This is a genomic window from Thomasclavelia spiroformis DSM 1552, assembly GCF_025149465.1.
Lineage (GTDB): Bacteria > Bacillota_I > Bacilli_A > Erysipelotrichales > Coprobacillaceae > Thomasclavelia > Thomasclavelia spiroformis.
In genome coordinates, this window is record NZ_CP102275.1 from 797,572 (window position 1) to 822,932 (window position 25,361).

The window sequence follows — 25,361 nt, forward strand, 5'->3', positions numbered from 1 at the left end:
GAGATTAATATGGACGCTTTAGAACAAATAAAAAAATGGCGTCGCCAGTTACATCAAATTCCTGAACTTGGTTTACAAGAATATCAGACATCTAATTATTTAAAAAAAGAACTAATTGAAATGGGATACGATCCCATTTCAATATTAGATACGGGAATATTAGTATATATTGATCATCATCAAGATAAAACAGTAGCTTTTCGTAGTGATATGGATGGTTTAAAGATTAGTGAACAGACTAATTGTAATTTTAAGTCTAAACATGATGGATATATGCATGCTTGTGGTCATGATGGTCATATGGCAGCACTTTTAGCATTGGCAAAAAGATTAAAAGAAAGTGATGAATCGTTTGATTTTAATATTTTATTGATTTTTCAACCGGCTGAAGAAGCACCTGGTGGTGCTAAGTTGTTAGTTGAACGAGGAATATTACAAAAGTACCATGTAGAAGCTATTTTTGGAATGCATTTAATGCCTTCAATCGATAGTGGTAAAATTGCTTGTCGACCAGGACCTTTAATGGCTCAAAATGGGGAATTAGATGTAGTTATTAAAGGTAAAAGTGCACATGCGGGATTGTATCATTTAGGAATAGATGCGATTGTAATTGCCAGTCAAATAATTTGTCAGTATCAAAGTATTATTTCACGAGTTATTTCACCGGTTGAAAGTTGTGTAATCAATATTGGTGAAATTAAAGGTGGAACAGTTAGAAATATTGTTGCTGATCGCGTAGAGTTTAAAGGTACGCTAAGAACATATAATGAAGTAGTGTTTACAAAAATTACGGATACGATGCAAGCAATTAACAAAGGAATGGAAAATACATATGGCTGCAAGATAGACTTTAGTTGTCCGCCAATGTATCCACCGGTTTTAAATGATTATAAGTTGTATCATCAGTTTGTAAATATTGTTGATCAAAATTATGAGGAATTAAAAGAACCATTAATGCTTGCAGAGGATTTTGCATATTATCAAAAAGAAATTCCAGGGATTTTCTTTTATGTTGGTACTAAATCTGATGAATATTCAAGTGGTTTACATACAGAGACGTTTAATTTTAATGAAGAAGTGTTGCTTCAGGCGGTTGATGTATATTATCGTCTAGCAACCAAACTTAAATTGGGGGATATTTAATATGAGTTATTATGATAGAGCAAATGATGTTTTTATGAAGGCTTATGGTCGATATGATATTACTTTCGATCATGGAAAAGGTGTTTATTTATATGACATCAATGGTAAAAAGTATTTAGATTTTTATTCAGGAATTGGAGTTAATTCATTTGGCCATGATTATCAGCCATATACTGATGCTTTATGTAAGCAAATGCATCGTTTAATGCATATTTCTAATTATTTTAATAGCGTTGAAGCAATTGAAGCGGCTGAAGCGGTAGTAAAAGCAACTAAATTAAATCGTGTTTTCTTTACTAATAGTGGGGCTGAAGCAACTGAAGGTGCTTTGAAGTTAGCACGTAAGTATTATTATGAAAAACATCATCAAGCTGATAGTGAAATTATTAGTTTAAAACATTCATTTCATGGACGTACTACAGGTTCAGTTACTTTAACAGGAACACCAGCATACCAAGAAGCATTTGGTCCTTTGCTTCCAGGTGTTAAATATGCTTCAATTAATGATTTAGAGTCAGTTAAACAATTAATTACACCTCGTACTGCTGCAATTATTTTTGAACCAGTTCAAGGTGAAGGTGGTATTCATGTTTGCAGCCAAGAATTTATGAGTGGTATTAGACAATTGTGTGATGATCATGATATTGTAATGATCTTAGATGAAGTACAATGTGGTATGGGAAGAACAGGAACAATCATGACTTATTTCCAATATGGAATTATGCCAGATATTGTTTGTCTTGCTAAAGGAATTGGTGCTGGTTTTCCAATGGGGGCTTTCGTTGCAAATGAAAAAGTCGGAGCTGCTTTAAAACCTGGAGATCATGGATCTACTTATGGCGGTAATCCAATGGCAGGGTGTGCTTGTAAAACCGTGTTTAAGATTATTGAAGAAAATAATATTTTAGAACATGTTCAAGATATTAGTGAGTATTTGATTGAAAAATTAGATGAGTTGGTTGAAAAATATGATGTTATTAAAGAACGTCGTGGTTTAGGATTAATGATTGGATTAGAGTTTACTAATCCAGTAAAACCTTATATTCAAAAAGCTTTAGATAAAGGATTAATCTTTGTTAGTGCTGGTAATAATGTTATTAGAATGTTACCACCATTTATTATTGAAGAAAAACATGTTGATGAAATGATTGAGATTTTAAGTGCTGTAATTGAAGAAGTTAATGGATAGGGATTTAATTTATAAATCCCTTTAATTGTTGGTGATGACGATGAATAAGAAGATGTTATTTAAATTATTTATTACTAATTTATATTTGAGTGCTTTTACTTTTGGTGGTGGATATGTAATTGTAACACTGATGAAAAATAAATATGTTGATGAGTTAAATTGGATTGAAGAAAAAGAAATGTTGGATCTAGTTGCGATTGGACAATCGGCACCAGGGCCAATTGCTGTAAATGGGGCGATTGTAATTGGTTTTAAATTAGCGGGAATTAAAGGTGCGCTTGTTTCAATAATAGCAACAATTATCCCGCCATTTGTGATTATCTCGTTAGTTTCATTATTTTATGAGGCTTTTAAAAGTAATGAAATAATTAGTTTAATTCTTTTTGGAATGCAAGCAGCTATTGGGGCGATAATTGCTTCGGTTACATATGATATGGCAAGAGGAATTGTTGATGAGCATGAAAAAGTATTGATTGTAATTATGATTATTGCTTTTGTATTAACATATATTTATGATATTAGTGTTGTTTATATTGTTATTGGCTGTGGTTTAATTGGAGCTATCCAAAGTATGGTTGAGTATTGGAGAAAAAGATGATGTTATTATGGAAATTGTTGATTAGTTTTATCCAGATTGGTGCTTTTAGTTTTGGTGGTGGTTATGCGGCATTGCCATTAATTCAACATCAGGTAGTCGAGCTTCATAATTGGTTATCATTTAATGAATTTAGTGATTTGATTACGATTTCACAAATGACACCTGGTCCAATTGCAATTAATTCAGCTACTTTTGTTGGTTTAAAAATTGATGGTCTTTTAGGAGCAATAGTAGCAACACTAGGCTGTATTATCCCTTCTTGTATCATTGTTTCTTTAATTGCCTATGTTTATTTAAAATATAAGCAGATGTCCGTTATTCAAAGTATTTTAAAATATATTCGACCAGCAGTAGTAGCAATGATTGGGGTATCAGGTTTACTTATTATCCAGGATAGTTTTTTTAGTAAAACTAATGTAAATATTAGTTCGATTATTATATTTATTGTTTCAATTATTTTATTACGAGTAAAAAAATTAAATCCTATTTTTGTCATGATTATCGCTGGAATAACGCAGGTAATAATCACCTATTTAATAAAATAAGTAGTAATTTATCCTTCTATGATCGTAAATGATAATAGGAGGTTTTATTATGAAAAAATACCCAATATATAAACAAGATGACGAATATAGTTGTGGTGCTTATTGCATTAAGATGCTTTTAAAATATTATCATCATGATATTTTTATTAAAGAGATTAAAGATAGATGTCGCTTAACTACTGAAGGAATTAGCGTATATGGTATGATTAGATGTTTACAATCATTTAATTTTGATGCTAAAGCTTATCAATGTGATTTTGAAACATTATTAAAAGAAGCTAAATTACCATGTATTATTCATGTAATCAATGATAATATGACACATTTTATGGTTTTATATAAAATAACAAAACGATATTTAATAATTGGTGATCCAGCTAAGGGATTAATTAGATTAAAATATGAGGAATTAGAAAAAATATTTACCGGAGTATGTATTTGTAATGAACACGTTGGAAGATATGTAATAAAACAAGGAGAAAAGGATTATAGTTTTAAAGAGTTTTTAATTAAGCATTTAAAAAGTAATTATCGTGATGTAATTGCATTGCTGATTAAAGCAATTGTTATTTCTGTTTGTAGTATTTTTGGTTCGTTTTATTTTCAAGGGTTGATTAATTCGATTGAAGAGATGGATTTTTATATAGTTGTTATTTTTAGTGGAATCTTTATTTTTGTTGCAACAATAAGAATTGTTATAGATTATCAAAGGAAGAATTTGGAAGTTGAAATCCAAAAAAAACTAAACTATGAATATGTAAATAAAACGGTAGTTAAAATGATGTATTTACCATTTCGTTATTTATCATATAGTCGTCAAGGAGCTATGTTGACAAGAGTGCAAAATTTATTTTCTTTAAGCAATTTTTTTATTCATTTTTATACAGTTGTATTTATGGATTTAGTATTGATAATGGGTATTATTGTTGCATTGTTTATTTTTTCGGTTGAAATAGGGATTGTTGTGTTTATAGTATTATTGATAATTAGTTTAGTTGTAATTAAGGGAATGAAACGAATAAATGAGGCAAATAAAAAGATTATTACTAGTCAAGAGAGAATGAATAATGGGTATTTGGAATATTTAAAGAATTTTTATAATAGTCATCAGTTTTTTTTAAAACAGTTTGCTCGTGAAAAGATCAATTATTTATTTGATAAGTATAATTATAATGTTTTTTTACGGGGTAAAAAATTTAATGATTTAAATATTGTAAGTGAGTTTTTAGTTCAGGGATTAGCTTTTTTAGTTGTGTTAATTGCAAGTTATTATTATAAAAAAGGATATATTAGTATTGGGGATATTGTTTTGTTTTATATGTTGACGTCGTATTTGTTTGAACCGTTATTTAATTTAATTTCTTTTATTATTGAAAAAGATGAAATAATGATTATTTATGAACGATATAAAGAAATTATTCCAGAAAAAAAAGAGAAGAAAATCAAACTAAAAGATAGAATAAAAGAAATTAAATATGATCATATTACATATAGTTATGGTTATAATAAACCAATTATTGATCATTTAGATTTAGTAATTAATAACTCATTATGGCTAAAAGGAGATACCGGAGCTGGTAAATCAACATTATTAAAGCTATTGATGAAACATGATGATTTAGTAAAGGGTAATATTTTAATAAATAATGTAGATATTAATAAAATTGAATTATCTTCTTTGTATCAAAAAATTATTTATTTAGATAAAGAACCTATTTTTTATCAAGAATCATTACGTTTTAATCTTTTATTAAAAAGTAAAAATGAACAATTGATGTATCAATTATTAAAAGAATTTGAATTAGATGAATTAATTGATCGTTTAGAGATGATAGTGGAAGTAGATGGAAAACCTTTATCATCGGGACAACGTCAAGTAATCATGCTTATTCGTGCTTTGTTGTTAAAACCAGAAGTATTGATCTTAGATGAAGCTTTAAGTAATGTCGATGATAATAAAGTGTCTAAAATTTTAAATTATCTTTATTATAAGCGTAAGGAAATAATGGTAATTATTGTTGCTCATCAAACAAAAATAGTGAATCAATTTTATGATTGTGTTATAATTAAAGGCGGAAAAATTGATAGATGAGGTAATAAAATGAAAATTGATTTTGCACTAATAAATGAAGTAAATGATTTTAAAGAAGATTATTATCAAGATTATTTAAATATTATTAATGAAGCAAGTAAACAATTAGAAATCAGTGATGATCTTGAATTATCGTGTATTTTAGTTGATGATCAAAAAATACATGAAATTAATAAAGAATATCGTAATATTGATCGAGCTACCGATGTTATTAGTTTTGCTTTGGAAGATAGTGAGCAATATTATGTTGAAGGAATGGCAAGAAATATTGGAGATATTTTTATTTCAGTTGATCATGCATTGATGCAAGCTAATGAATATGGACATAGTTTAAAAAGGGAAATGTGTTTTTTGTTTACGCATGGTTTATTGCATCTTTTAGGCTTTGATCATATGGAAAAAGAAGATGAAGAAAAAATGATTGCGATGCAAAAAAAGATTTTAAATGCATTGAAAATTGAGCGATAAAATGTTATATCAAACAATCATTGATAAAGCTTTTGAAGCATCTAAAAATTCATATTCTCCATATTCTAATTTTAAAGTAGGAGCTTGTTTAAAAACTAAAGATGGCAAGTATTTTATCGGTACAAATATTGAAAACGCATCTTATGGTGCATCGATGTGTGCAGAAAGAAATGCGATATATAGTGCATATTGTAATGGTTATCGTAAAAATGATATTGAATTACTAGCAGTTGTTGCTAGTAGTGATAAGATTATTTCACCATGTGGAATATGTCGACAAGTAATGAGTGAGTTACTTCCTGAAAATTGTTTGATTATATTAGCAAATTTTCAGGAATATAAAACAATTTTAATGAAAGAATTATTGCCAATGGCATTTACAGAGGAAAATTTATCATGTTTAAATCAGGATTTGTAAGCATAGTTGGTCGTCCTAACGTAGGGAAATCAACATTATTAAATTGTATATTAGAAACTAAATTAGCAATCATGTCTGATGTTGCTCAGACAACTAGAAATACGATTCAAGGAATTTATACTGATGATCAAGCGCAAATTATTTTTATGGATACACCAGGTATTCATAAACCTCAAGATCGTTTAGGAACATTTATGAATTCAACAGCATTAAATAGTATTTTTGGGGTTGATCTAGTCTTGTTTTTAGCTCCGGCTAATGAAAAGATTGGTCGTGGTGATAAATATATTATTGAAAGATTAAAAGAAGCAGATGGACCAGTATTTTTAATTTTAAGTAAAATTGATACAGTTAGTAAAGAAGAGTTGGTTGTTAAATTGCAACAATGGCAAGAATTATTTGATTTTAAAGAAATTATTCCAATTAGTGCAAAAGAAAATAATAATGTTGATCTGTTATTAAAAACGATCAAAAATTATTTACCCGAAGGAAATATGTATTATCCTAAAGATCATTTAACTGATCATCCTGAACGTTTTGTAATGGCAGAGTTTATTAGGGAAAAAATCTTATATTTTACAAGAGAGGAAGTTCCTCACAGTGTTGCAATTGTAATTGAAAGAATGCTTGAAGATGAAAATGGTGTTGAAATTATTGCAACGATTGTTTGTGATCGTAAGAGTCAAAAAGGAATTATTGTCGGTAAACAAGGGGCAATGATTAAAAAAATTCGTTTGAATGCCCAAAGAGAGATGAAACGTTTTTTACAAGTACCAGTTCATTTGGAGTTGTTTGTTAAAGTTGAAAATAACTGGCGTAATAAACAAAAATATTTAAAAGAATTTGGATATAATGAAGATGACTATTAATAATGAAGAAAGTATCGAAGGGCTTGTTTTAAAAAACAAGCCCTATAAAGAAAGTGATATGTTAGTATGGATATATACTAAAACTTATGGCAAAATGGCTTTAATTGCTCGTGGTGTAAAGAAGATGAAAAGTAAAAACGCTCCAGCTTGTCAAACAATTTCTTTAGGTGAATATTTATTTATACCTAGAAAGGGGTTATCAACATTAATAAAAGGATCAGTAATTGATTATTTTGTTCATATTAAAGAAGATATTGAATTAGAAGCATATGCTAGTTATTTTATTGAATATGTTTATAAATATATTTTAGATAATGATCCTGATGAAGAGTGCTATAATAATTTACTTTTAGCACTTAAATATTTAAATAGCGGTTATGATCCTAGATTAGTTTATCTATTATTTAATGCTTATATTTTAAAGGCAACTGGTTGTGCTTTAGAAGTGGAGCAATGTAGTGTATGTGGAGACAGTAGTCATATAGCGGGAATCTCGATTAGTAGTGGTGGTTTTGTTTGTAAAGAATGTTTGGGGATGTATGATATGCGTTTATCAATTGAGGTATTAAAGGGATTTCGTTATATTAATAAATGTTCATTAGAAAATATTGATTTACTTAAGCTTGATGATGATGTGATTGATCAATTGACTGAAATTATGAATGCTTATATTGATGAATTTACAGGGTTAGTATTTCAAAGTCGTAAGTTTATTTTACAGTTAAGTAATTTTTAATATTTAAATAGACAAAAGATATGATAACTTTTGTCTATTTTGTTTATTTTTTGTTGTTTTATGTATATAATAAGTTATTGAAAGAAAGAGGGATAGATGTGAGTGATTTTTTACCGATAAATCGTCAGGAAATGGAAGAAAGAGGTTGGCAGCAACCGGATTTTGTTTATATATGTGGAGATGGTTATGTTGATCATCCTTCATTTGGCGCTGCTATTATTTGTCGAACTTTAGAAAGTCATGGTTTTAAGGTTTGTTTTTTAGCTCAGCCAGATTGGCATAATGTTGAAGAATTTAGACAATTTGGAAAGCCTCGATTAGGGTTTTTGATTTCATCTGGAAATATTGATTCAATGGTTAATCATTATACGGTTGCTAAAAAACGTCGTCATAAAGATTTATATACGCCAGGAGGAAAGGGGTTTAAACGACCAGATCGTGCTGTAATCGTATATAGCCAAATGGCACGTCAAGCATATAAAGATGCCAATATTATTATTGGAGGCATTGAAGCTAGTTTAAGACGTCTTGGACATTATGATTATTGGGACGATAAAGTTCGTAAATCAATTATTATTGATGCTAATGCTGATTTATTATTATATGGAATGGGTGAAAATAGCATTATTGAAGTAGCTGAAGCTTTAGATAGTGGTTTAGAAATAAAGTATTTAACGTATTTAGATGGAACTGTTTTTAAAACCAAAAATCTTGAAGATGCCCATGAACCAATTATTTTACCTAGTTATGAAGAAATTTGTAAAGATAAAGTTGCTTATGCTAAATCTTTTCAAATTCAATATTTAAATACTGATCATTATAACGCTAAAACTTTAGTTGAACCATATCAAGGCTGGTATGTTGTTCAAAATCGACCAAATCGCCCACTAACACAACGTGAATTTGATCGAGCGTATTCATTAGATTATAATCGTACATATCATCCTAGTAGCGAGCATATTCCAGCTATTAATGAAGTGAAATTTTCATTGATTAGTAATCGTGGTTGTTTTGGCTCTTGTAATTTTTGTGCTTTGGCTTTTCATCAAGGAAGAATTGTTCAAACTCGTTCGCATGAATCGATTTTATCAGAAGCAAGTAAAATGGTTTGGGATCCGGAATTTAAAGGGTATATTCATGATGTAGGAGGACCAACTGCTAATTTTAGACAACCGGCTTGTAAAAAACAACAAAAACATGGAGCTTGTCCAACTAAACAATGTCTATGGCCAAAACCTTGTAATAATTTAGAAGTTAGTCATCAAGATTATAAGGAACTGTTAAATAAATTAAAGATGTTACCAAATATAAAAAAAGTATTTGTTCGTTCAGGAATTAGATATGATTATTTAATGTATGATAAAGATGATAGCTTTTTTAGAGAATTAGTTCAAAATCATATAAGTGGCCAATTAAAAGTAGCTCCTGAGCATATTAGCGATCGTGTTTTAGATAAAATGGGAAAACCACGTCGAGGTTTGTATGAAAAATTTGTTGATAAATATTATCGTTTAAATGAAGAATATAATAAAAAGCAATTTTTAGTTCCATATTTAATGTCATCACATCCAGGTTGTACCCTAGAAGATGCTATTGAATTAGCTGAATATTTACGAGATATTCATCATCAACCAGAGCAAGTACAAGATTTTTATCCGACTCCTGGAACTCTTTCAACTGCAATGTATTATACTGAATTAGATCCTCGAGATATGTCTAAAGTATATGTTCCAAAAACGGCTAAAGAAAAAGCAATGCAAAGAGCCTTGATTCAATATCGTAATCCTAAAAATTATGATTTAGTATATGAAGCATTAATTAAAGCAAATCGTAAAGATTTAATTGGTTTTTCAAAAAAATGTTTAATTAGACCTAGAAAGAATAATCAACAGCATAGATATCCACCAAAATGCAATAAACAAAAAAGAGGGTAATGACTATGAAATTTAGCGAAACTTTTTCATCTACAACTAGAACATTAATAAATTTTGATCTTTATTTACCAGCTGTGATGATTAGATATAAAGGTGTTGTACAAATTCATCATGCTATGGGAGAATATGTTGGACGTTATCGTCGTTTTGCTGAATATTTAGCAAGTGATGGATTTGTTGTTGTTGTAAGTGATTTTCCGGGTCATGGAATGTCTTTATATAATTATGAACAAGGATATTTTGGTGTTGGTGATGCAACAGTAAACTTAGTTGAAGATATGCAGCGACTTAGAAATATTATTGCTTCAAGATTCCCTGATTTGCCTTATTTTATTTTAGGTAATGAATTGGGCTCAGTTGTTTTAAGAAAGTATGTTGCTAAATATGGTGATTATATTCAAGGTTGTATTTTTATGGGAACTTGTGGTAAATTGAAAAGAACTAATATTGCCAAAGTGTTTTTAAAAGGTGAAGTGTTATTGCGTGGAAGTATGCATCGTTCAAAAACTCTAAAAAAACGGTTATTAAAAACTAAGCCATATGTAACTGATGATTTAGAAGAATTGGAAAAATATCGAGATGATCCATTTACTGGATTTGTATATACTAATCAAGCATATAGTGATATTTTAAAATTAATTAAAGAAGTTACTTCAACGTCTACAATTGAAAAAATTCCTGATTACCTATCAATTTTGATTATTTCAGGCTTAAAAGATGTATTTGGAATGTTAGGTAAAGGACCTAAATGGTTTTATGAACGTCTTTTAGATAGAGGGGTAAAAGATTTAACACTTAAATTATATGATAACAGTCATCAAGATATACTACATGATAATCAAAGACGTGAAGTATATTTAGATATCTTAACATGGTTGAATGAACGAACATATATTTAGTACCCTTATAATTGGTTGACAATAAACCACTATAAGGGTATTTTATATTTGCATAAAAATAGATATAGATATATTTATATTGACTTGGCGATGTTCCAAGTCTTTCATTGTATATATCAAAAATCTACATATAAAGGAGTAAATTATGGCAATTAAAGATATGGATAAATTAGTAAATCATGCTAAAGTATCAGGTTTTGTGTATCAAGGTTCAGAAATATATGATGGACTTGCAAATACTTGGGATTATGGTCCACTAGGAGTGGAAATGAAAAATAACATTAAACAATTATGGTGGAAACGTTTTATTCAAGAATCACCATATAATGTTGGTTTAGATTCAGCTATTTTTATGAATCCAAGAGTTTGGGAAGCTAGTGGACATGTTGGTGGCTTTTCAGATCCATTAATCGACTGTAAAGAATGTAAAACTAGACATCGTGCTGATAAATTAATTGAAAATTATGATCCAAGTGTACATAGTGAAGGATGGACAAGTGAAGAAACAGTTAATTATATTAAAGAACATCAAATTGTTTGTCCTAATTGTGGGAAAAGCAATTTTACTGATGTAAGACAGTTTAAATTAATGTTTGAAACTAAAATGGGTGTTGTTGAAGATGCTAAATCTACAGTGTATTTACGCCCAGAAACTGCTCAAGGGATTTTTGTTAATTTTAAAAATATTCAAAGAACAACAAGAAAGAAAGTACCATTTGGAATTGGGCAAATTGGTAAAGCATTTAGAAATGAAATTACACCAGGTAATTTTATATTTAGAATGCGTGAATTTGAACAAATGGAATTGGAATTTTTCTGTAAACCAGGTACTGATTTAGAATGGTTTGAATATTGGAAAGATTATTGTAAAAAATTCTTAAAAGATTTAGGAATCAAAGACGAAAACTTACGTTTTAGAGATCATGAAAAAGAAGAATTGTCTTTCTATTCTAAAGGAACTTGCGATGTAGAGTATAATTTCCCATTTGGTTGGGGAGAATTATGGGGAATTGCTGATCGTACCGATTATGATTTAACTCAACATCAAAATCATTCAAAAAAATCGTTGGAATATCTTGATCCAACAACTAATGAAAAGTATATTCCTTATGTAATTGAACCATCTGTTGGTGCTGATCGTTTATTTTTATCAGTACTTTGCGATAGTTATGAAGAAGAAACATTAGAGGATGGGGAAACTAGAGTAGTAATGAAATTATTACCAGCTCTTGCTCCATACAAGGTAGCTATTTTACCACTTACAAAGAAACAAAGTGATAAAGCAAGTGAAGTATATAGTATGTTAGCTAAACATTTTAGCTGTGAATTTGATGTTGCTGGACAAATTGGTAAACGTTATCGTCGTCAAGATGCAATTGGTACGCCATTTTGTGTAACTGTTGATTTCGATACGCTTGAAGATAATACAGTAACAGTGCGTGATCGTGATACAATGGAACAAATTCGTTTACCAATTGATGAATTAGTTGATTATATTAGTAAAAAGGTTATGTTTTAGTTAAAATATATGCCAAGATTATCAGAAAAAAAAATTGATGAAATAAGACAGAGTGTAGATATTGTTGATGTAGTTGGCAATTATCTTTCACTGAAAAAAAAAGGACGCAATTATGTAACACTTTGTCCATTTCATGATGATAGTAATCCTTCTTTGACCATTTCACCAGAAAAACAAATTTATATGTGTTTTGTTTGTGGAAATGGTGGAAATGTATTTAATTTTTTAAAGAATTATTTAAAAATCCCATATATCGAAGCTGTTAAAATGGTTGCTTCTATGGGAAATGTTGATATTAGCGAATATAATCTTGAAAGACGAGTTCAACTAGTTGATCAAAAATTAGAACCTTTATATAAAATGCATGATGAAGCAAATAAAATCTATCATCATTATTTAAATACAAAATTAGCTTTACCTGCAAAAGAGTATTTAAATGCAAGAAGCATGAATGATGAAATCATTGAAACTTTTGAAATTGGATATGCTCCAAACAACAATATTTTATTAAAGGCTTTTGAAAAGATGGGCTTTGATAAAATTGCAATGTATGAATCTGGCTTGATTATTGAAAATAATCAAGGATATGATCGTTTTAGTGATCGAATTATGTTTCCTTTGCATGATACAAGTGGTCGAGTTGTTGGTTTTAGTGGCCGGATTTATCAACAAAGTCAAAATGAATCAAAGTATATGAATTCACCAGAATCAAAAATTTTTATTAAAGGTGAATTGCTGTACAATTATCATCGTGCCATTGAAGAAGTTAGACAAGCGGGATTTGTTATTGTTAATGAAGGATTTATGGATGTTATTGCATTATATAAAGCCGGAATTAAAAATGCTGTAGCCATTATGGGAACTGCTTTAACTAAAGGACATATAAGGCTGTTAAAGCGTCTTAGTAAAGTTGTTTATCTTTGTTTAGATGGTGATCAAGCTGGAAAAAAAGCTATGATCAAGGCTAGTGATATTTTAATTAATGAAGGTTTTAGTGTTAAGATTATTGATTTATCTGATGATTTGGATCCAGATGAATTTTTGGAGAAAAAAGGTGTTGATGAATTAAACGCTTTGATTAAAAGACCGTTATCTTCATTAGATTTTAAAATGAATTATTATTATGAATTAACGAATATGGATAATTATGAAGAGCGAAAGAAGTATTTAGAAATGATTACTAGTGAAATTAGTAATCTTGATGATATGATTGATCAAGATTATTATATCCAACAATTAGAAAAAAAATCCGGTTTTTCTAAAGAAATAATTTCTAGTCTTGTTAATAAACAAAGTGTTACAAAAATTAATCAACCAACTAAACAGGTTTTTTATCAACAAAGTGTACGTTTAATTGATAAATATTCTAAAGCTGAACGTGATTTATTATATTATATGATGAATGATAAAAATGTCGCAATGATGTATGAAGCAAAAGCTGGTTTTATGTTTAATGATAACTATCGAATTATTGCATCATATATAGTTGATTATTATCGTCATGAAGTTGTTTTAGAAATTGCTGATTTAATTAGTAGTATTGAAGATGAAAATCTTGTAAAAAATATAGTAGAAATATCGCAGTTAAATTTACCAAAATTAAAAGATACTAAGGCAATTAATGATTATATTGAAACTATTAAAGAAAAAACTGTGAAAATTAAAATTGATGAATTAACAAAGGCTTTAAAAGATACTTTTGATCCTAAGCAAAAAGCTCAGATATTAAAAGAAATCATAGCATTAAAAGGTAAGGAGTAGTATATGAAAAAGAAAAATGTTACAGCTGTATCATTTGATGATTTGAAGAAAATTGTTTTAAATGATGCTAAAAATGGAGATGGAATTTTAACTCAAGATCAAATTGATACTTATTTATCTACTTACGATTTAAGTGACGATCTTGCAGAAGATTTATTAGAGTTTATTGGAAATAATGATATTATTATTTCTGATGATGGTTTAGATGATATCGATGTTGAAGATGATATGTTACTCACAGGAGCAGCAGATGATCTAGATATTGATCTTGATTTAGGAGATGATTTATTAGGTGATGATACTCCAGATTTAGATTTTGATGGTGATTTCGATATGATGACTAGTGATACACTTCATATGTATCAAGTTGCCGATGCTGATGCAGAAATGGATAAAAATCAATTAGGAAGTAATGTCAAGATTAATGATCCAGTAAAAATGTATCTAAAGGAAATTGGCCGTGTAGAGTTATTGTCACATGATGATGAAATTAAATTAGCTAAAAAGATTTTAGAAGGTGATGAAGCTGCTAAGAAAGAATTGGCTGCTGCTAACTTACGTTTAGTTGTTTCTATTGCTAAAAGATATGTTGGACGTGGAATGTTATTTTTAGACTTGATTCAAGAAGGTAATATGGGATTAATCAAAGCAGTTGAAAAATTTGATTATACTAAAGGATTTAAGTTTTCAACTTATGCTACTTGGTGGATTCGTCAAGCAATTACTAGAGCAATTGCTGATCAAGCTAGAACTATCAGAATTCCTGTACACATGGTAGAAACTATCAATAAATTAACAAGAATACAACGTTTGTTAATTCAAGAATTAGGTCGTGAGCCAACAGCTGAAGAAATTGCTGAAAGAATAGATGGAATGACACCAGAAAAAGTTCGTGAAATTCAAAAAATCTCATTAGAACCTGTTTCATTAGAAACACCAATTGGAGAAGAAGACGACTCTCATTTAGGAGATTTTATTGAAGATGAAGGTGTAATGTCTCCTGATGATTACGCTGCAAATGAATTATTAAAAGATGAATTAAATGAAGTATTACTAGAACTTACTGATCGTGAAGAAAAAGTATTACGTTTGAGATTTGGTTTAGATGACGGACGTACTAGAACATTAGAAGAAGTTGGAAAAGAGTTTAGTGTAACTAGAGAAAGAATTCGTCAAATCGAAGCAAAAGCATTACGTAAGTTAAAACACCCTTCACGTTCAAAAAGATTGAAAGATTTTTTGGATCGTTAAGATGAAATTATCTAAAAGATTACAGTTGATTGCAGACGTAATTGATAAATATAAGCAAGGCTCTGTTCTTGCTGATATTGGAACAGATCATGGGTATTTACCTTGTTATTTAGTTGAAAATAAAATTATATCAAAAGCATATGCTTGTGATGTTGCAAAAGGTCCTTATGATTCTTCAGTTGAAACAATTAATCAATATAATTTACAAGATCGTGTATTTGCATTATTAGGTAATGGTTTGAATCCAATTTTAAATCGTAAAGTTGATATGATTAGTATTGCAGGAATGGGTTCTTATTTGATTTGTGAGATTTTAGATGAAAATCGTGAGTATTTAAAAAATGTTCAAGTTCTGTTTTTACAATCTAATGCTAATAATGATCATTTGCGAAAATATTTATTTTCTCATGATTGGATTATTATTGATGAAAAGATGGTAAAAGATGCTGGTCATATTTATGAAGTTATGGTAGTAACTAGTAGAAAAAATAAAGCTGTTACTTATAGTCAAAAAGATGTTGAATTTGGACCGGTTTTAATTAATAATCAAACTCCTTTATTTAAAGAAAAATGGAAAAAACAATATAATGTATATAAAAAGATTCAAAATACATTAGATCATAATCATCCTCGTTATCATGAATTAAATGATAAAATAAAAATGATTGAAGAGGTATTACATGAAAGCTTATGAGATAATTAATTATTTAGAAGATTATTTTCCTATAGATTTGCAACAACCATGGGATAAATGTGGTCTTCAAATTGGTGATGTTGATCAAGAAATTAGTAAAGCTATGGTATCTTTAAATGCTGATTTACAGAGCATTCAAAAAGCAATTGATAATAAATGTCAAATGTTAATTACTCATCATCCTTTTTTTCTAGAGAAGATAGATAATTTGAATTTTAGTAATCATCATGGGAAATTTGTTCAATTAGCTATAAGTAATAATATAATAGTTTATAGTTTGCATACTTGTTTGGATCGTGGAAAAGACGGAATATCTATGAATGATTGGTTGATTAATGAGTTAGATGTTCATGATATTAAATGTTATGATGATATTCAAGTTGGTAAATGCGCAATTTTAAATCAACCATGTTTAACTAGTGAATTAGTGACAAGAGTTCGTAAAGCATTTAATCTGCCAGTTAAATATGCTGGTAGAGAAAAATTAATTAGTAGTATTGCTATTTGTGGTGGTAGTGGTAGCGAGGATATTGAATCTTTAGTAGGTAAAGTTGATGCTTTTATTACTGGTGATACAAAACATCGACATGCTAAATATGCAATTGATCATGATATTGTTTTAATAGATGTACCTCATCATGTTGAGGTAATTATGGAAGAAAGAGTAAAAGAATTATTGGATGCTAAGGGTCTTGAGACATTAATAGCAAAATCTGATGATTATTATTGTTATTAGGCGATTTTTTAATCGTCTTTTTTTTTGTAAAATTGAATCTTAGAATTAAAAGTTATATAATATTATTATATGGTATTGTGATTATAAATTTGCTGGATATTTCATATAAAGGGAGGTGTAATAGGGGAAGATAATTGTTATAAAATTTTCTAGCAATTTATTAATCAAATGCTAAAAATTAAAAGAAAGGGGAATGGATATATTTATAATATCCAAGTATAAAACTATGAAAAAATTAATGAAGAAAATAAGTAAAACTTTTTTAGTCATAGCGATGACTATGGCAATGACTTTTTCATTTACAGTTATTCCAGCTGATGCTTATTCTTTAGAAAACGTAGTTGAAAACGAAACAGCAACAATTACACCTGTTGAAGATGAGTTTGTTGGAAATGCGGAAAAAAATATTTTTTCAAATGCACATTTTAAAGTAGCTTGTTCTGTACCATTTACAAAAATTACTTTAAATAGTCAAGAACTTGCTTTATCACCAAATAAATGGACTGATATTAATTTATCAAATGTAAAGGCTTATTTAAATGAAGGTCAGTCTAATGTAATAGAAGTATTATTTGATGATGGAAATGGTGGATTGTATGTAGGCGGTAGTTATGAATTTGTTTATGATACTACAGCTCCAACATTAAAATTAACTAATACTAATCCAAATAAAGCAGTAATTGAAGTTGGGGATAAATATTTTGAAGAATATATTGCTAGTGATAATGTAAGCGCTTCTGAGGATATTAAAGTAGAACTTATTTATCGCTATAATAATGCTGGTAATTATCAACAAGTAGATTCTCTTGATAAAATAGGTAATTATACTGTATGGTATAAAATTACGGATGAAGCTGGAAATGTAGTAACAAAAGCAGCTGCTAGAGAAATTGATGTTGTAGATACAACTCTTCCAACTATTACTGCTAAAAATCAAGTAGGTAGTACAGTTGATGGAGTTAATTATTATTCATATGTTGATTTTAAATTACATGATGTAGGCGGATTAAGTCATATTATTGTAAATGATAAATATCGTTTAAATAGAAGTAATGTATGGAATGATGCTAATTACGTTAATTTAAAACCATATTATGATAATGAAAAAATGAATACAGTTGAAGTTTTTGATACTACAGGAAACTTTGCAACTTATGCATTTATATATGATATTGAAAAACCAGTAGTAGATGTTCAATATAGTACTACAGCTCCAACTAATCAAGATGTTGTAGTTACAATTAGTGCTGCAAATGAATCGTATGATGGATATGGTGGAATTAATCCATTAGATGGTTGGACAAAAATCGATAATCAAACATATCAAAAAACATTTAGCGAAAATACAAGCATTAAAGATTTAGCTGTTAGTGATTATGCTGGAAATGTTTCATATGTTGATATTGATGTAAGTAATATTGATAGAACATTTGGTAAAACAACTTTAACTTATTCACCAAATTATGGAGAATATACAAATGGTAATGTAACAGTTACTTTAAAATGTACAGAAGAAATTGTTGCACCAGATGGATGGATTAAACATACTTATAGTAATGGTAAAGTAAATTATAGTAAAGAATTTAGTGAAAATGATGTTTATCAATTTGATATTTATGATTTAGCAGGTAATAAAAAGACAATTACTGTTGAAATTAATCAAATTGATCGTAATGCACCAGTAATTAGTGGTATTGAAAATAACAAATATTATAATACTGATGTATCTTATACAATTGAAGATGATCATCTTGATTATGTATTAATCAATGATACAAAATATACAGAAAATATTCCAACTGTTTTAAGCGATGAAGGAACATATACAATTAGTGCTGTTGACAAAGCTGGAAATACAACAACAGTAACTATTACAATTGATAAAACAAATCCAAATGTTATTGATTTAACACAAAAATATGAAGCAAAACAAGATGGAAGAATTAAAGTAACTGTAGTATTTGACGAATCAGTTAAATTAAATGGAATATCATTATGGCGTAGTGTTGACGTAGATGAAAATGGTTATGCAAGCGAATACTATGGATACTTCTATAGAACAAAAGATATTACATTAAATTTTGAAGATCGTGCCGGAAATTTAGGAACATATCAATTTACTGTAGATAAGACTGCTCCAAACGCTCAAGTAACTTATTCAACAGTAGAACCAACTCGCAATAATGTAATTGCAACAATGACTGTTAGTGAAGATATTGATGAAGCTAAACTTATTGAATTAGGTTGGCAAAAAGTAGATAATAGAATATTTACTAAAGAATATACTCAAAATGTTGATGAAGTTGTAACTATTTATGATTTAGTTGGAAATCCAACTGATGTTGCAATTAAAATAACAAATATTGATAAAAAAGTACCTGAATATAAACCTGATCAATGGTTTATTACAGTAGAAGTAGATGCTAGTGCACCTAACTCATATTTAAGTAGTGAACAAGTAAGCGCTATTTTAGAAGCTCAAAAAGAATTTATTAGTGATGATAGTGAAGTAACAGTTGTAGAAGATACTTGGTGGAATCATAATTCATCAAATCTAGATATTAGAAAAATTGGATCTTATGCAAATGCATTTTCATTCTACATTACAGATGCAGCTGGAAATAGAATTAATCCAAGAATATCTGTTAAAGTAGTAGATACAACAGCTCCGGTAATTGATTTAGGAGATGTTGAAGCAATCACTGAACATGAATATTTAACACCTTTTACTGATATTATTCCAACTGTAACTGATAATTCAGGAGAAGCACTTAGTGCAATAGTTTCAAAAATTACTTATGCTACTAGCCAAGAAGGATTAGAAACATCTAGTGAATATGTAGATGCTGTAGATCCAGCAAGACTTGGATGGTACAAAATTGAATATAGTGCAACTGATTCATCAGGAAACAGTGCAACAGTTTCAAGAATTGTACATGTAGTAGATACTACAGCTCCAACTTATACAATTGAATACTCAACTACTGATTACACATATGATAGTGTTACAGTAACTATTAAAACAAGTGAACCAGTTACACTTGAAGGATGGACAAGTGATGAAACTGGAACAGTATTTACAAAAACATATACTGCAAATGTAGATGAAAATATTGTATTAACAGATGCTTCTGGTAATACTACTACTGTAAATATAAAAATTGAAAATATTGTAAATAAAAATAATTTAGAAGCTTTCGTAGAAAAATGTAGTAAATTAGATCAATCAAAATATAGTGAAGAATCATGGGCAGCATACTATCCTGTTTATGAAGCATCAGTAGAAATGTTGAAAGTACCTCATTCACAAGCTGAAGTTGATGAACAATACGTAAAATTAGTTACTGCATATTTAGGATTAAGATTAATTCCTGATTCTGGATTGATTGATAAATAATATAAAATAAAGAAGCTGTAACATTAATTTGTTACAACTTCTTTTTATAACTGAAAAAATACGTGAGTTAGTATCATTTAATACTAACTCATTATCTTTTTATAATATTTTATGCAAATCAATTTTTGGTTTAGTATGGGTATTACAATTATTATAATCAAATTGTTTTAGATAATTGATTACTTGGGTTGTAAGATAAGTAGGTGTAGAAGCACCTGAACTAACAGCAGCTATATGTTTGTCTTTTAACATCTCTAAAGTTATATCATTTACACTTTCAATCATATAAGTAGTTTTATTAGCCTTTTCACTAGCAATACTTGCTAATTTTTTTGTATTGTTGGAATGAGGATCACCAACAATAAACACAACATCAACATCATCACTTATTTTTGCAATTGCTTCTTGTCGTACTGTTGTTGCTTGACATGTTTCTTTAGCAATAGTTAAATTAGGAATTACATTTTTAGCATAATTACATAAATTATAAACATCATATAAAGACATAGTTGTTTGATTAGTAATTACATAATTTAATTTTTTATCTAATTTATCAATATCTTTATTTGTTTCAATTAAATGAATATGGTCTTTATCTATTGATAGGGCACCTTCAGATTCAGGATGACCGTGTTTACCAATATAAAGAATTTCAAAACCTTTGTTTAAATAATCTTTAATTAAATCATGTGTTTTGATTACATCAAGACAAGTAGCATCAACTACGTTTAAATTTTTAGCTTTAGCTTTTTTAAAAACATTATTACCAGCTCCATGAGCAGTAATAATTACAGTTCCTTTATCAATAAAATCTAATAGTTCTTCTCTTGAAACATTTTTTTTATCAATTGTTTTAATGCCTAAATTTTCAAGAGCATCAACAATATATTGATTATGAACAATCATTCCAAGAATATAAACGTCATCTTGATAAGCATATTTTTTTGCAATCTCAATTGCTCTTACAACGCCTTTACAATATCCTCGAGGAACAATTTGATATACTTTCATAACATCACCTCGAAGTTATTGTAGCATATTTTCAAAGTGTACGTCATTATCAGAATTATTTTTTTCTTTATCGATAGGAGTGATATTTTTTTCTACTTCATCTAAATCAATATTATTAATATGATTTACTGCTTGAATGATCTTAAATGCATTTTTGGTATTATTAATAATAGGTCGAATTTGATATATTAGGGGAATAATTTGATTTATTGTATAAATTGTTTTTGTTGCATAGTGTAAAGATCGTTGTAAAGTAATTCTAGCTTTCATTTTATTATTGATTGGAAATGGTGGATATGTTTGAGGATTGTAATTATCATAGTAGAAATTTTCATCATAAAATGGATCCATAGTATACCTCCTTTTATAATAATTTATGTATCTTTTTACTATTTGTTACAAATAGATAAATTTACTTGCTTTTTATTTGGGGTATGATAAAATTAATTGAATTTATCTAAGAAAAGGAGACGTAAAATGAATACATTTGAAAAATATAACTTTCAAAAGTTTTGTTATCAAACAATCAATGAATTAGGTTTTAGTAAACCTACATCTATTCAAGAAAAAGTCATTCCCTTAGTATATAAAAATAATGATATAATTGGTATTTCACAAACTGGAACAGGTAAAACACATGCATTTTTATTACCAGTAATGGATCAAATAGATACTAACCAAGATTGTGTTCAAGCTGTAATCACTGCTCCTACAAGAGAATTAGCAACGCAAATATATAATAATGCAAAATTATTTGTAAAATATAATGAAAAAATTAGAGTATCTTTATTAATTGGTGGAAGTGATCGCCAAAAATCAGTAAATAAATTAACAGTTCAACCACATATTGTTATTGGAACACCAGGAAGAATAAAAGATTTAGCATTAGATGAACAAGCATTAAAAATAACTACTGCTTCTACATTTATTATTGATGAAGCTGATATGACATTGGAGTTTGGTTATTTAGAAGATATTGATGCAGTTGCTGGGAAGATGAAAGAGGATTTAAAAATGATGGTTTTTTCAGCAACAATTCCTCAAATGTTAAGACCCTTTTTAAAAAAATATATGCAAACACCTGTAATTGTAGAAATTGATGATGATAAAGTAACAACTGATAATGTAGAACATGTTTTAATTGCTACAAAACATCAAGATCGTTATGATGTATTGAAAAAAATAATGAATATAATTGATCCTTATATTTGTATTATTTTTGCAAATAAACGCGATGAAGTTGCTAAAATTACTAAACAATTACGTGAAGATGGATTTAAGGTTGGTGAAGTTCATGGGAATTTAGAACCACGTGAACGTAAACAAATGATGCGAAGAATTCATAATAATGAATATCAATATATAGTAGCCACAGATATTGCTGCTAGGGGAATTGATATTGATGGAGTTTCTCATGTTATCAATCTTGAATTTCCAAAGGAATCGGATTTTTATATTCATCGCAGTGGACGAAGTGGGCGTGGTAAATATACTGGTGTTTGTTATAGTATGTATGATACTAGTGATGAGGCAAATTTAAAGGTATTAGAAAAAAAAGGGATTATCTTTAAAAATATGGCAATTAAAAATAATCAATTTGTTGATTTAGGTGAACGTTTAAAAAGAACTAAACGTGTTAAACAACAAACTGAATTAGAAAAAAAGGTTCAAAGTATTATCCGTAAGCCAAGAAAAGTAAAACCTGGATATAAGAAAAAACGTAAAAGAGAAATTGAAACAGTTGTTCGTAAGCAAAAACGTCAAATGATTCAAAATGATATAAGACGTCAGAAAAAAGAACGTGCTAGAGCAGCACAAATTGCAAAAAGAAATATGGAGGATAATTAATGTTAATAGGTAGTCATGTTTCAATGTCAGGAAAAGAGATGCTTTTAGGTTCAGTTAAAGAAGCACTTAGCTATAATGCTACTACATTTATGTTTTATACTGGTGCTCCTCAAAATACAGCCCGTAAACCAATTGACCAATTAAGAGTAGAAGAAGCTAAACAATTAATGGAAGAAAATGGAATTGATATTAATAACGTAGTTGTTCATGCTCCTTATATTATTAATTTAGCTAATACAATCAAAGAAGAAACATATGAAATTGCGGTAAGATTTTTAAAACAAGAAATTGAGCGTTGTAAAGCGATAGGGATAACTAGATTAGTTTTACATCCTGGTTCTCATGTAAAAGCAGGTAGTCAAGTAGGATTGAATAGAATTATTGAGGGATTAAATGAAGCTACTAAAGATTGTGGAAATGTTAAAATTGCATTAGAAACAATGGCAGGTAAAGGTAGTGAATGTGGTCGTTCTTTTGATGAAATTAAATATATTATTGATAATGTTGATAATAATGAATGTTTAGGTGTTTGTTTGGATACTTGTCATTTACATGATGCGGGATATGATTTAAATGATTTTGATAGTGTTTTAGATGAATTTGATCAAAAAATTGGATTAAATCGTTTATTAGTTGTACATATTAACGATTCTAAAAATGTTCGTGGAGCAAGTAAGGATCGCCATGAAAATATTGGTTATGGATATATTGGATTTGAAGTTTTAAATAAAATTGTTCATCATGAAAAATTAAAAGATGTTCCTAAAATATTAGAAACACCATATATTGAAAAAGTAGCACCATATAAACAAGAAATTGAAATGTTTAAAACTCAAACATTTAACCCTAATTTGAAATAATCCGTAAAAAAAGATTTAATTTTAAGACAAGTAGCAATACTTGTCTTTTCACTTATATAGTTATATAAAACATCATTATAATGACTGTCATCTAAAGCATAGCGATTATTTTGAATTAAGTTATAAATTATAAATAAATGTTCTTGATCAATATCAAGTTCATATTTATTAACTAGTTTATAAAAATTTTCAAAATCTAAATTAAATAATTTACGATAAGTATTATCCATTTTCCATTCTCCTTTCTTTATATAATATGTATAACTAAAAAAAGTAGCACAAAGCTACTTTGTCATTTTGATAATTTCTTTTTTAAGTTCTTCAATAATATCATCTTGTTTAACTTTACGAATAATTTCTCCTTTTTTAATTAATAGCCCTTCATTAACGCCTCCAGCGATACCAATATCTGCATGTTTAGCTTCACCAGGACCATTAACGGCACATCCCATAATAGCAACTGTAATATTACTGTTGATGGTATTTAAAAAATCTTCAATTTCTTTAGCAATTGGAATTAAGTCATATTGAATTCTGCCACATGTTGGACATGAGATTAATGTAGGAACATTATCAATCAATTCTAATTCTTTTAATAAAGTTTTAGCTACTTTTATTTCTTCTAAAGGACTATCACTTAAAGAGACTCTAATCGTATTACCGATTCCTTGATACAAAATAGTTCCAATTCCAAGACTTGATTTAATCGTTCCCCCAAGTTTAGTACCAGCTTCAGTAACACCGATATGTAAAGGATAAGGGAAAGTTTCACTAGCTAATTGATATGCTTCAATTGTAAGTAATGTATTTGAAGATTTCAATGATATACAAATATCATAAAAGTCTAAACTTTCTAATATTTCAACATGTTTTTTAGCACTTTCAATCATTGCTTTAGCGGTTGGTTTACCATATTTTTCTAAAATATCTTTTTCAAGCGATCCACCATTAACTCCGATTCTAATTGGGATATGTTTTTTCTTACAAGCTTCAACAACTAATTTAACTTTATCAATTGAACCAATATTACCAGGATTAATTCTAATCTTATCAATTCCGGATTTAATTGCTTGCAATGCTAAACGATAATCAAAATGAATATCTGCAACTAAAGGAATATTTACTCTAGATTTAATTTCTTTGATTGCTAGAGCATCATCCATATTTAATACAGCCAAACGTACTAATTGACATCCAGAATTAGCTAAATCATTGATTTGTTTAACTGTTGCTTCAATGTTTTTAGTTTTGGTATTAGTCATTGATTGGATAATGACTTGATCATTACCACCAATTACTAAGTTGCCAACTTTAATAGCTCTTGTTTCATTTCTTTTCATGAACTCACCTCAAAATTATTATAACATACGGCAGACGTTGTTCGCATCCTAAT

General features: G+C 28.6%; 23 protein-coding genes. 19 read left to right on the forward strand and 4 right to left on the reverse strand.

What is annotated here, in order from left to right; translation table 11 throughout:
- Positions 1 to 9 precede the first annotated feature (9 nt).
- The 17 genes from NQ543_RS03585 (at position 10) to NQ543_RS03665 (ending at position 20,249) form a co-directional block, all read left to right on the forward strand.
- Positions 10 to 1,143, forward strand: coding sequence for a M20 metallopeptidase family protein (locus tag NQ543_RS03585; protein WP_004610334.1), 1,134 nt, complete (start codon positions 10 to 12; stop codon positions 1,141 to 1,143).
- Position 1,144: 1 nt separating this feature from the next.
- Complete coding sequence (locus NQ543_RS03590; RefSeq protein WP_004610335.1) at positions 1,145 to 2,332, forward strand: aspartate aminotransferase family protein; 1,188 nt, start codon at positions 1,145 to 1,147, stop codon at positions 2,330 to 2,332.
- 40 nt (positions 2,333 to 2,372) lie between these two features.
- On the forward strand, positions 2,373 to 2,930 hold the full coding sequence (locus tag NQ543_RS03595) for a chromate transporter (protein WP_004610336.1): 558 nt from the start codon (positions 2,373 to 2,375) through the stop codon (positions 2,928 to 2,930).
- Positions 2,930 to 3,475 carry a chromate transporter gene (locus NQ543_RS03600; RefSeq protein WP_039904645.1) on the forward strand — a complete coding sequence of 182 codons (546 nt, stop codon included), beginning with the start codon at positions 2,930 to 2,932 and terminating at the stop codon, positions 3,473 to 3,475. Before NQ543_RS03595 ends, NQ543_RS03600 begins: the two co-directional genes overlap by 1 nt.
- A gap of 49 nt (positions 3,476 to 3,524) precedes the next feature.
- Positions 3,525 to 5,567 (forward strand): cysteine peptidase family C39 domain-containing protein, encoded by a 2,043-nt coding sequence (locus NQ543_RS03605; protein WP_039904517.1) that lies wholly within the window; start codon positions 3,525 to 3,527, stop codon positions 5,565 to 5,567.
- Positions 5,568 to 5,576: 9 nt separating this feature from the next.
- Positions 5,577 to 6,035 (forward strand): rRNA maturation RNase YbeY, encoded by a 459-nt coding sequence (ybeY, locus tag NQ543_RS03610; RefSeq protein ID WP_004610339.1) that lies wholly within the window; start codon positions 5,577 to 5,579, stop codon positions 6,033 to 6,035.
- Position 6,036: 1 nt separating this feature from the next.
- Positions 6,037 to 6,453 (forward strand): cytidine deaminase, encoded by a 417-nt coding sequence (cdd, locus tag NQ543_RS03615; protein ID WP_004610340.1) that lies wholly within the window; start codon positions 6,037 to 6,039, stop codon positions 6,451 to 6,453.
- Positions 6,432 to 7,322, forward strand: a complete 891-nt coding sequence (gene era, locus NQ543_RS03620) for a GTPase Era (protein WP_004610341.1) — start codon at positions 6,432 to 6,434, stop codon at positions 7,320 to 7,322. Before cdd ends, era begins: the two co-directional genes overlap by 22 nt.
- Positions 7,312 to 8,058 (forward strand): DNA repair protein RecO, encoded by a 747-nt coding sequence (gene recO, locus NQ543_RS03625; protein WP_039904521.1) that lies wholly within the window; start codon positions 7,312 to 7,314, stop codon positions 8,056 to 8,058. The genes era and recO overlap by 11 nt, the downstream gene beginning before the upstream one ends.
- A gap of 98 nt (positions 8,059 to 8,156) precedes the next feature.
- Entirely contained in the window at positions 8,157 to 9,992 is a 1,836-nt protein-coding gene (locus NQ543_RS03630) for a YgiQ family radical SAM protein (RefSeq protein WP_039904523.1), read from the forward strand.
- 5 nt (positions 9,993 to 9,997) lie between these two features.
- The gene (locus tag NQ543_RS03635; protein WP_039904647.1) at positions 9,998 to 10,891 is read left to right on the forward strand and encodes an alpha/beta fold hydrolase; all 894 of its coding nucleotides are present in this window, start codon (positions 9,998 to 10,000) and stop codon (positions 10,889 to 10,891) included.
- 145 nt (positions 10,892 to 11,036) lie between these two features.
- Positions 11,037 to 12,410, forward strand: coding sequence for a glycine--tRNA ligase (locus NQ543_RS03640; RefSeq protein ID WP_004610345.1), 1,374 nt, complete (start codon positions 11,037 to 11,039; stop codon positions 12,408 to 12,410).
- A gap of 9 nt (positions 12,411 to 12,419) precedes the next feature.
- Complete coding sequence (dnaG, locus tag NQ543_RS03645; RefSeq protein WP_004610346.1) at positions 12,420 to 14,171, forward strand: DNA primase; 1,752 nt, start codon at positions 12,420 to 12,422, stop codon at positions 14,169 to 14,171.
- A 3-nt stretch (positions 14,172 to 14,174) separates the two neighbouring features.
- Positions 14,175 to 15,422, forward strand: coding sequence for an RNA polymerase sigma factor RpoD (rpoD, locus tag NQ543_RS03650; RefSeq protein ID WP_004610347.1), 1,248 nt, complete (start codon positions 14,175 to 14,177; stop codon positions 15,420 to 15,422).
- A 1-nt stretch (position 15,423) separates the two neighbouring features.
- Positions 15,424 to 16,116, forward strand: coding sequence for a tRNA (adenine(22)-N(1))-methyltransferase (locus tag NQ543_RS03655; protein ID WP_004610348.1), 693 nt, complete (start codon positions 15,424 to 15,426; stop codon positions 16,114 to 16,116).
- Positions 16,103 to 16,852: a Nif3-like dinuclear metal center hexameric protein gene (locus tag NQ543_RS03660; protein ID WP_004610349.1), complete on the forward strand. Its 750-nt coding sequence runs from the start codon at positions 16,103 to 16,105 to the stop codon at positions 16,850 to 16,852. The genes NQ543_RS03655 and NQ543_RS03660 overlap by 14 nt, the downstream gene beginning before the upstream one ends.
- 238 nt (positions 16,853 to 17,090) lie before the next feature.
- A complete protein-coding gene (locus tag NQ543_RS03665; protein WP_187362832.1) occupies positions 17,091 to 20,249 on the forward strand; it encodes an Ig-like domain repeat protein in 3,159 nt (1,052 codons plus the stop codon).
- A 99-nt stretch (positions 20,250 to 20,348) separates the two neighbouring features.
- Here NQ543_RS03665 and NQ543_RS03670 read toward each other — a convergent pair whose 3' ends face one another.
- A complete protein-coding gene (locus NQ543_RS03670; protein ID WP_004610351.1) occupies positions 20,349 to 21,260 on the reverse strand; it encodes a 4-hydroxy-3-methylbut-2-enyl diphosphate reductase in 912 nt (303 codons plus the stop codon).
- A 15-nt stretch (positions 21,261 to 21,275) separates the two neighbouring features.
- Positions 21,276 to 21,611: a hypothetical protein gene (locus tag NQ543_RS03675; RefSeq protein ID WP_004610352.1), complete on the reverse strand. Its 336-nt coding sequence runs from the start codon at positions 21,609 to 21,611 to the stop codon at positions 21,276 to 21,278.
- A 126-nt stretch (positions 21,612 to 21,737) separates the two neighbouring features.
- Between NQ543_RS03675 and NQ543_RS03680 the strand changes: the two genes are divergently transcribed.
- Both NQ543_RS03680 and NQ543_RS03685 read left to right on the forward strand, forming a co-directional pair.
- Entirely contained in the window at positions 21,738 to 23,108 is a 1,371-nt protein-coding gene (locus NQ543_RS03680) for a DEAD/DEAH box helicase (RefSeq protein WP_004610353.1), read from the forward strand.
- Positions 23,108 to 23,968: a deoxyribonuclease IV gene (locus NQ543_RS03685; RefSeq protein ID WP_004610354.1), complete on the forward strand. Its 861-nt coding sequence runs from the start codon at positions 23,108 to 23,110 to the stop codon at positions 23,966 to 23,968. The genes NQ543_RS03680 and NQ543_RS03685 overlap by 1 nt, the downstream gene beginning before the upstream one ends.
- Here NQ543_RS03685 and NQ543_RS03690 read toward each other — a convergent pair.
- The gene (locus NQ543_RS03690) at positions 23,941 to 24,198 is read right to left on the reverse strand and encodes a hypothetical protein (RefSeq protein WP_004610355.1); all 258 of its coding nucleotides are present in this window, start codon (positions 24,196 to 24,198) and stop codon (positions 23,941 to 23,943) included. The genes NQ543_RS03685 and NQ543_RS03690 overlap by 28 nt on opposite strands.
- A 54-nt stretch (positions 24,199 to 24,252) precedes the next feature.
- Positions 24,253 to 25,308, reverse strand: coding sequence for a flavodoxin-dependent (E)-4-hydroxy-3-methylbut-2-enyl-diphosphate synthase (gene ispG / locus NQ543_RS03695; protein WP_004610356.1), 1,056 nt, complete (start codon positions 25,306 to 25,308; stop codon positions 24,253 to 24,255).
- Positions 25,309 to 25,361: the final 53 nt, after the last annotated feature.

Excerpts from the sequence above, each read along its gene's own strand:
- NQ543_RS03585 (WP_004610334.1), top strand. The coding sequence starts at position 10 with ATGGACGCTTTAGAACAAATAAAAAAATGGCGTCGCCAGTTACATCAA.
- NQ543_RS03590 (WP_004610335.1), top strand. The coding sequence starts at position 1,145 with ATGAGTTATTATGATAGAGCAAATGATGTTTTTATGAAGGCTTATGGT.
- NQ543_RS03595 (WP_004610336.1), top strand. The coding sequence starts at position 2,373 with ATGAATAAGAAGATGTTATTTAAATTATTTATTACTAATTTATATTTG.
- NQ543_RS03600 (WP_039904645.1), top strand. The coding sequence starts at position 2,930 with ATGTTATTATGGAAATTGTTGATTAGTTTTATCCAGATTGGTGCTTTT.
- NQ543_RS03605 (WP_039904517.1), top strand. The coding sequence starts at position 3,525 with ATGAAAAAATACCCAATATATAAACAAGATGACGAATATAGTTGTGGT.
- ybeY (WP_004610339.1), top strand. The coding sequence starts at position 5,577 with ATGAAAATTGATTTTGCACTAATAAATGAAGTAAATGATTTTAAAGAA.
- cdd (WP_004610340.1), top strand. The coding sequence starts at position 6,037 with ATGTTATATCAAACAATCATTGATAAAGCTTTTGAAGCATCTAAAAAT.
- era (WP_004610341.1), top strand. The coding sequence starts at position 6,432 with ATGTTTAAATCAGGATTTGTAAGCATAGTTGGTCGTCCTAACGTAGGG.
- recO (WP_039904521.1), top strand. The coding sequence starts at position 7,312 with ATGACTATTAATAATGAAGAAAGTATCGAAGGGCTTGTTTTAAAAAAC.
- NQ543_RS03635 (WP_039904647.1), top strand. The coding sequence starts at position 9,998 with ATGAAATTTAGCGAAACTTTTTCATCTACAACTAGAACATTAATAAAT.
- NQ543_RS03640 (WP_004610345.1), top strand. The coding sequence starts at position 11,037 with ATGGCAATTAAAGATATGGATAAATTAGTAAATCATGCTAAAGTATCA.
- dnaG (WP_004610346.1), top strand. The coding sequence starts at position 12,420 with ATGCCAAGATTATCAGAAAAAAAAATTGATGAAATAAGACAGAGTGTA.
- rpoD (WP_004610347.1), top strand. The coding sequence starts at position 14,175 with ATGAAAAAGAAAAATGTTACAGCTGTATCATTTGATGATTTGAAGAAA.
- NQ543_RS03655 (WP_004610348.1), top strand. The coding sequence starts at position 15,424 with ATGAAATTATCTAAAAGATTACAGTTGATTGCAGACGTAATTGATAAA.
- NQ543_RS03660 (WP_004610349.1), top strand. The coding sequence starts at position 16,103 with ATGAAAGCTTATGAGATAATTAATTATTTAGAAGATTATTTTCCTATA.
- NQ543_RS03665 (WP_187362832.1), top strand. The coding sequence starts at position 17,091 with ATGAAGAAAATAAGTAAAACTTTTTTAGTCATAGCGATGACTATGGCA.
- NQ543_RS03670 (WP_004610351.1), bottom strand. The coding sequence starts at position 21,260 with ATGAAAGTATATCAAATTGTTCCTCGAGGATATTGTAAAGGCGTTGTA.
- NQ543_RS03675 (WP_004610352.1), bottom strand. The coding sequence starts at position 21,611 with ATGGATCCATTTTATGATGAAAATTTCTACTATGATAATTACAATCCT.
- NQ543_RS03680 (WP_004610353.1), top strand. The coding sequence starts at position 21,738 with ATGAATACATTTGAAAAATATAACTTTCAAAAGTTTTGTTATCAAACA.
- NQ543_RS03685 (WP_004610354.1), top strand. The coding sequence starts at position 23,108 with ATGTTAATAGGTAGTCATGTTTCAATGTCAGGAAAAGAGATGCTTTTA.
- NQ543_RS03690 (WP_004610355.1), bottom strand. The coding sequence starts at position 24,198 with ATGGATAATACTTATCGTAAATTATTTAATTTAGATTTTGAAAATTTT.
- ispG (WP_004610356.1), bottom strand. The coding sequence starts at position 25,308 with ATGAAAAGAAATGAAACAAGAGCTATTAAAGTTGGCAACTTAGTAATT.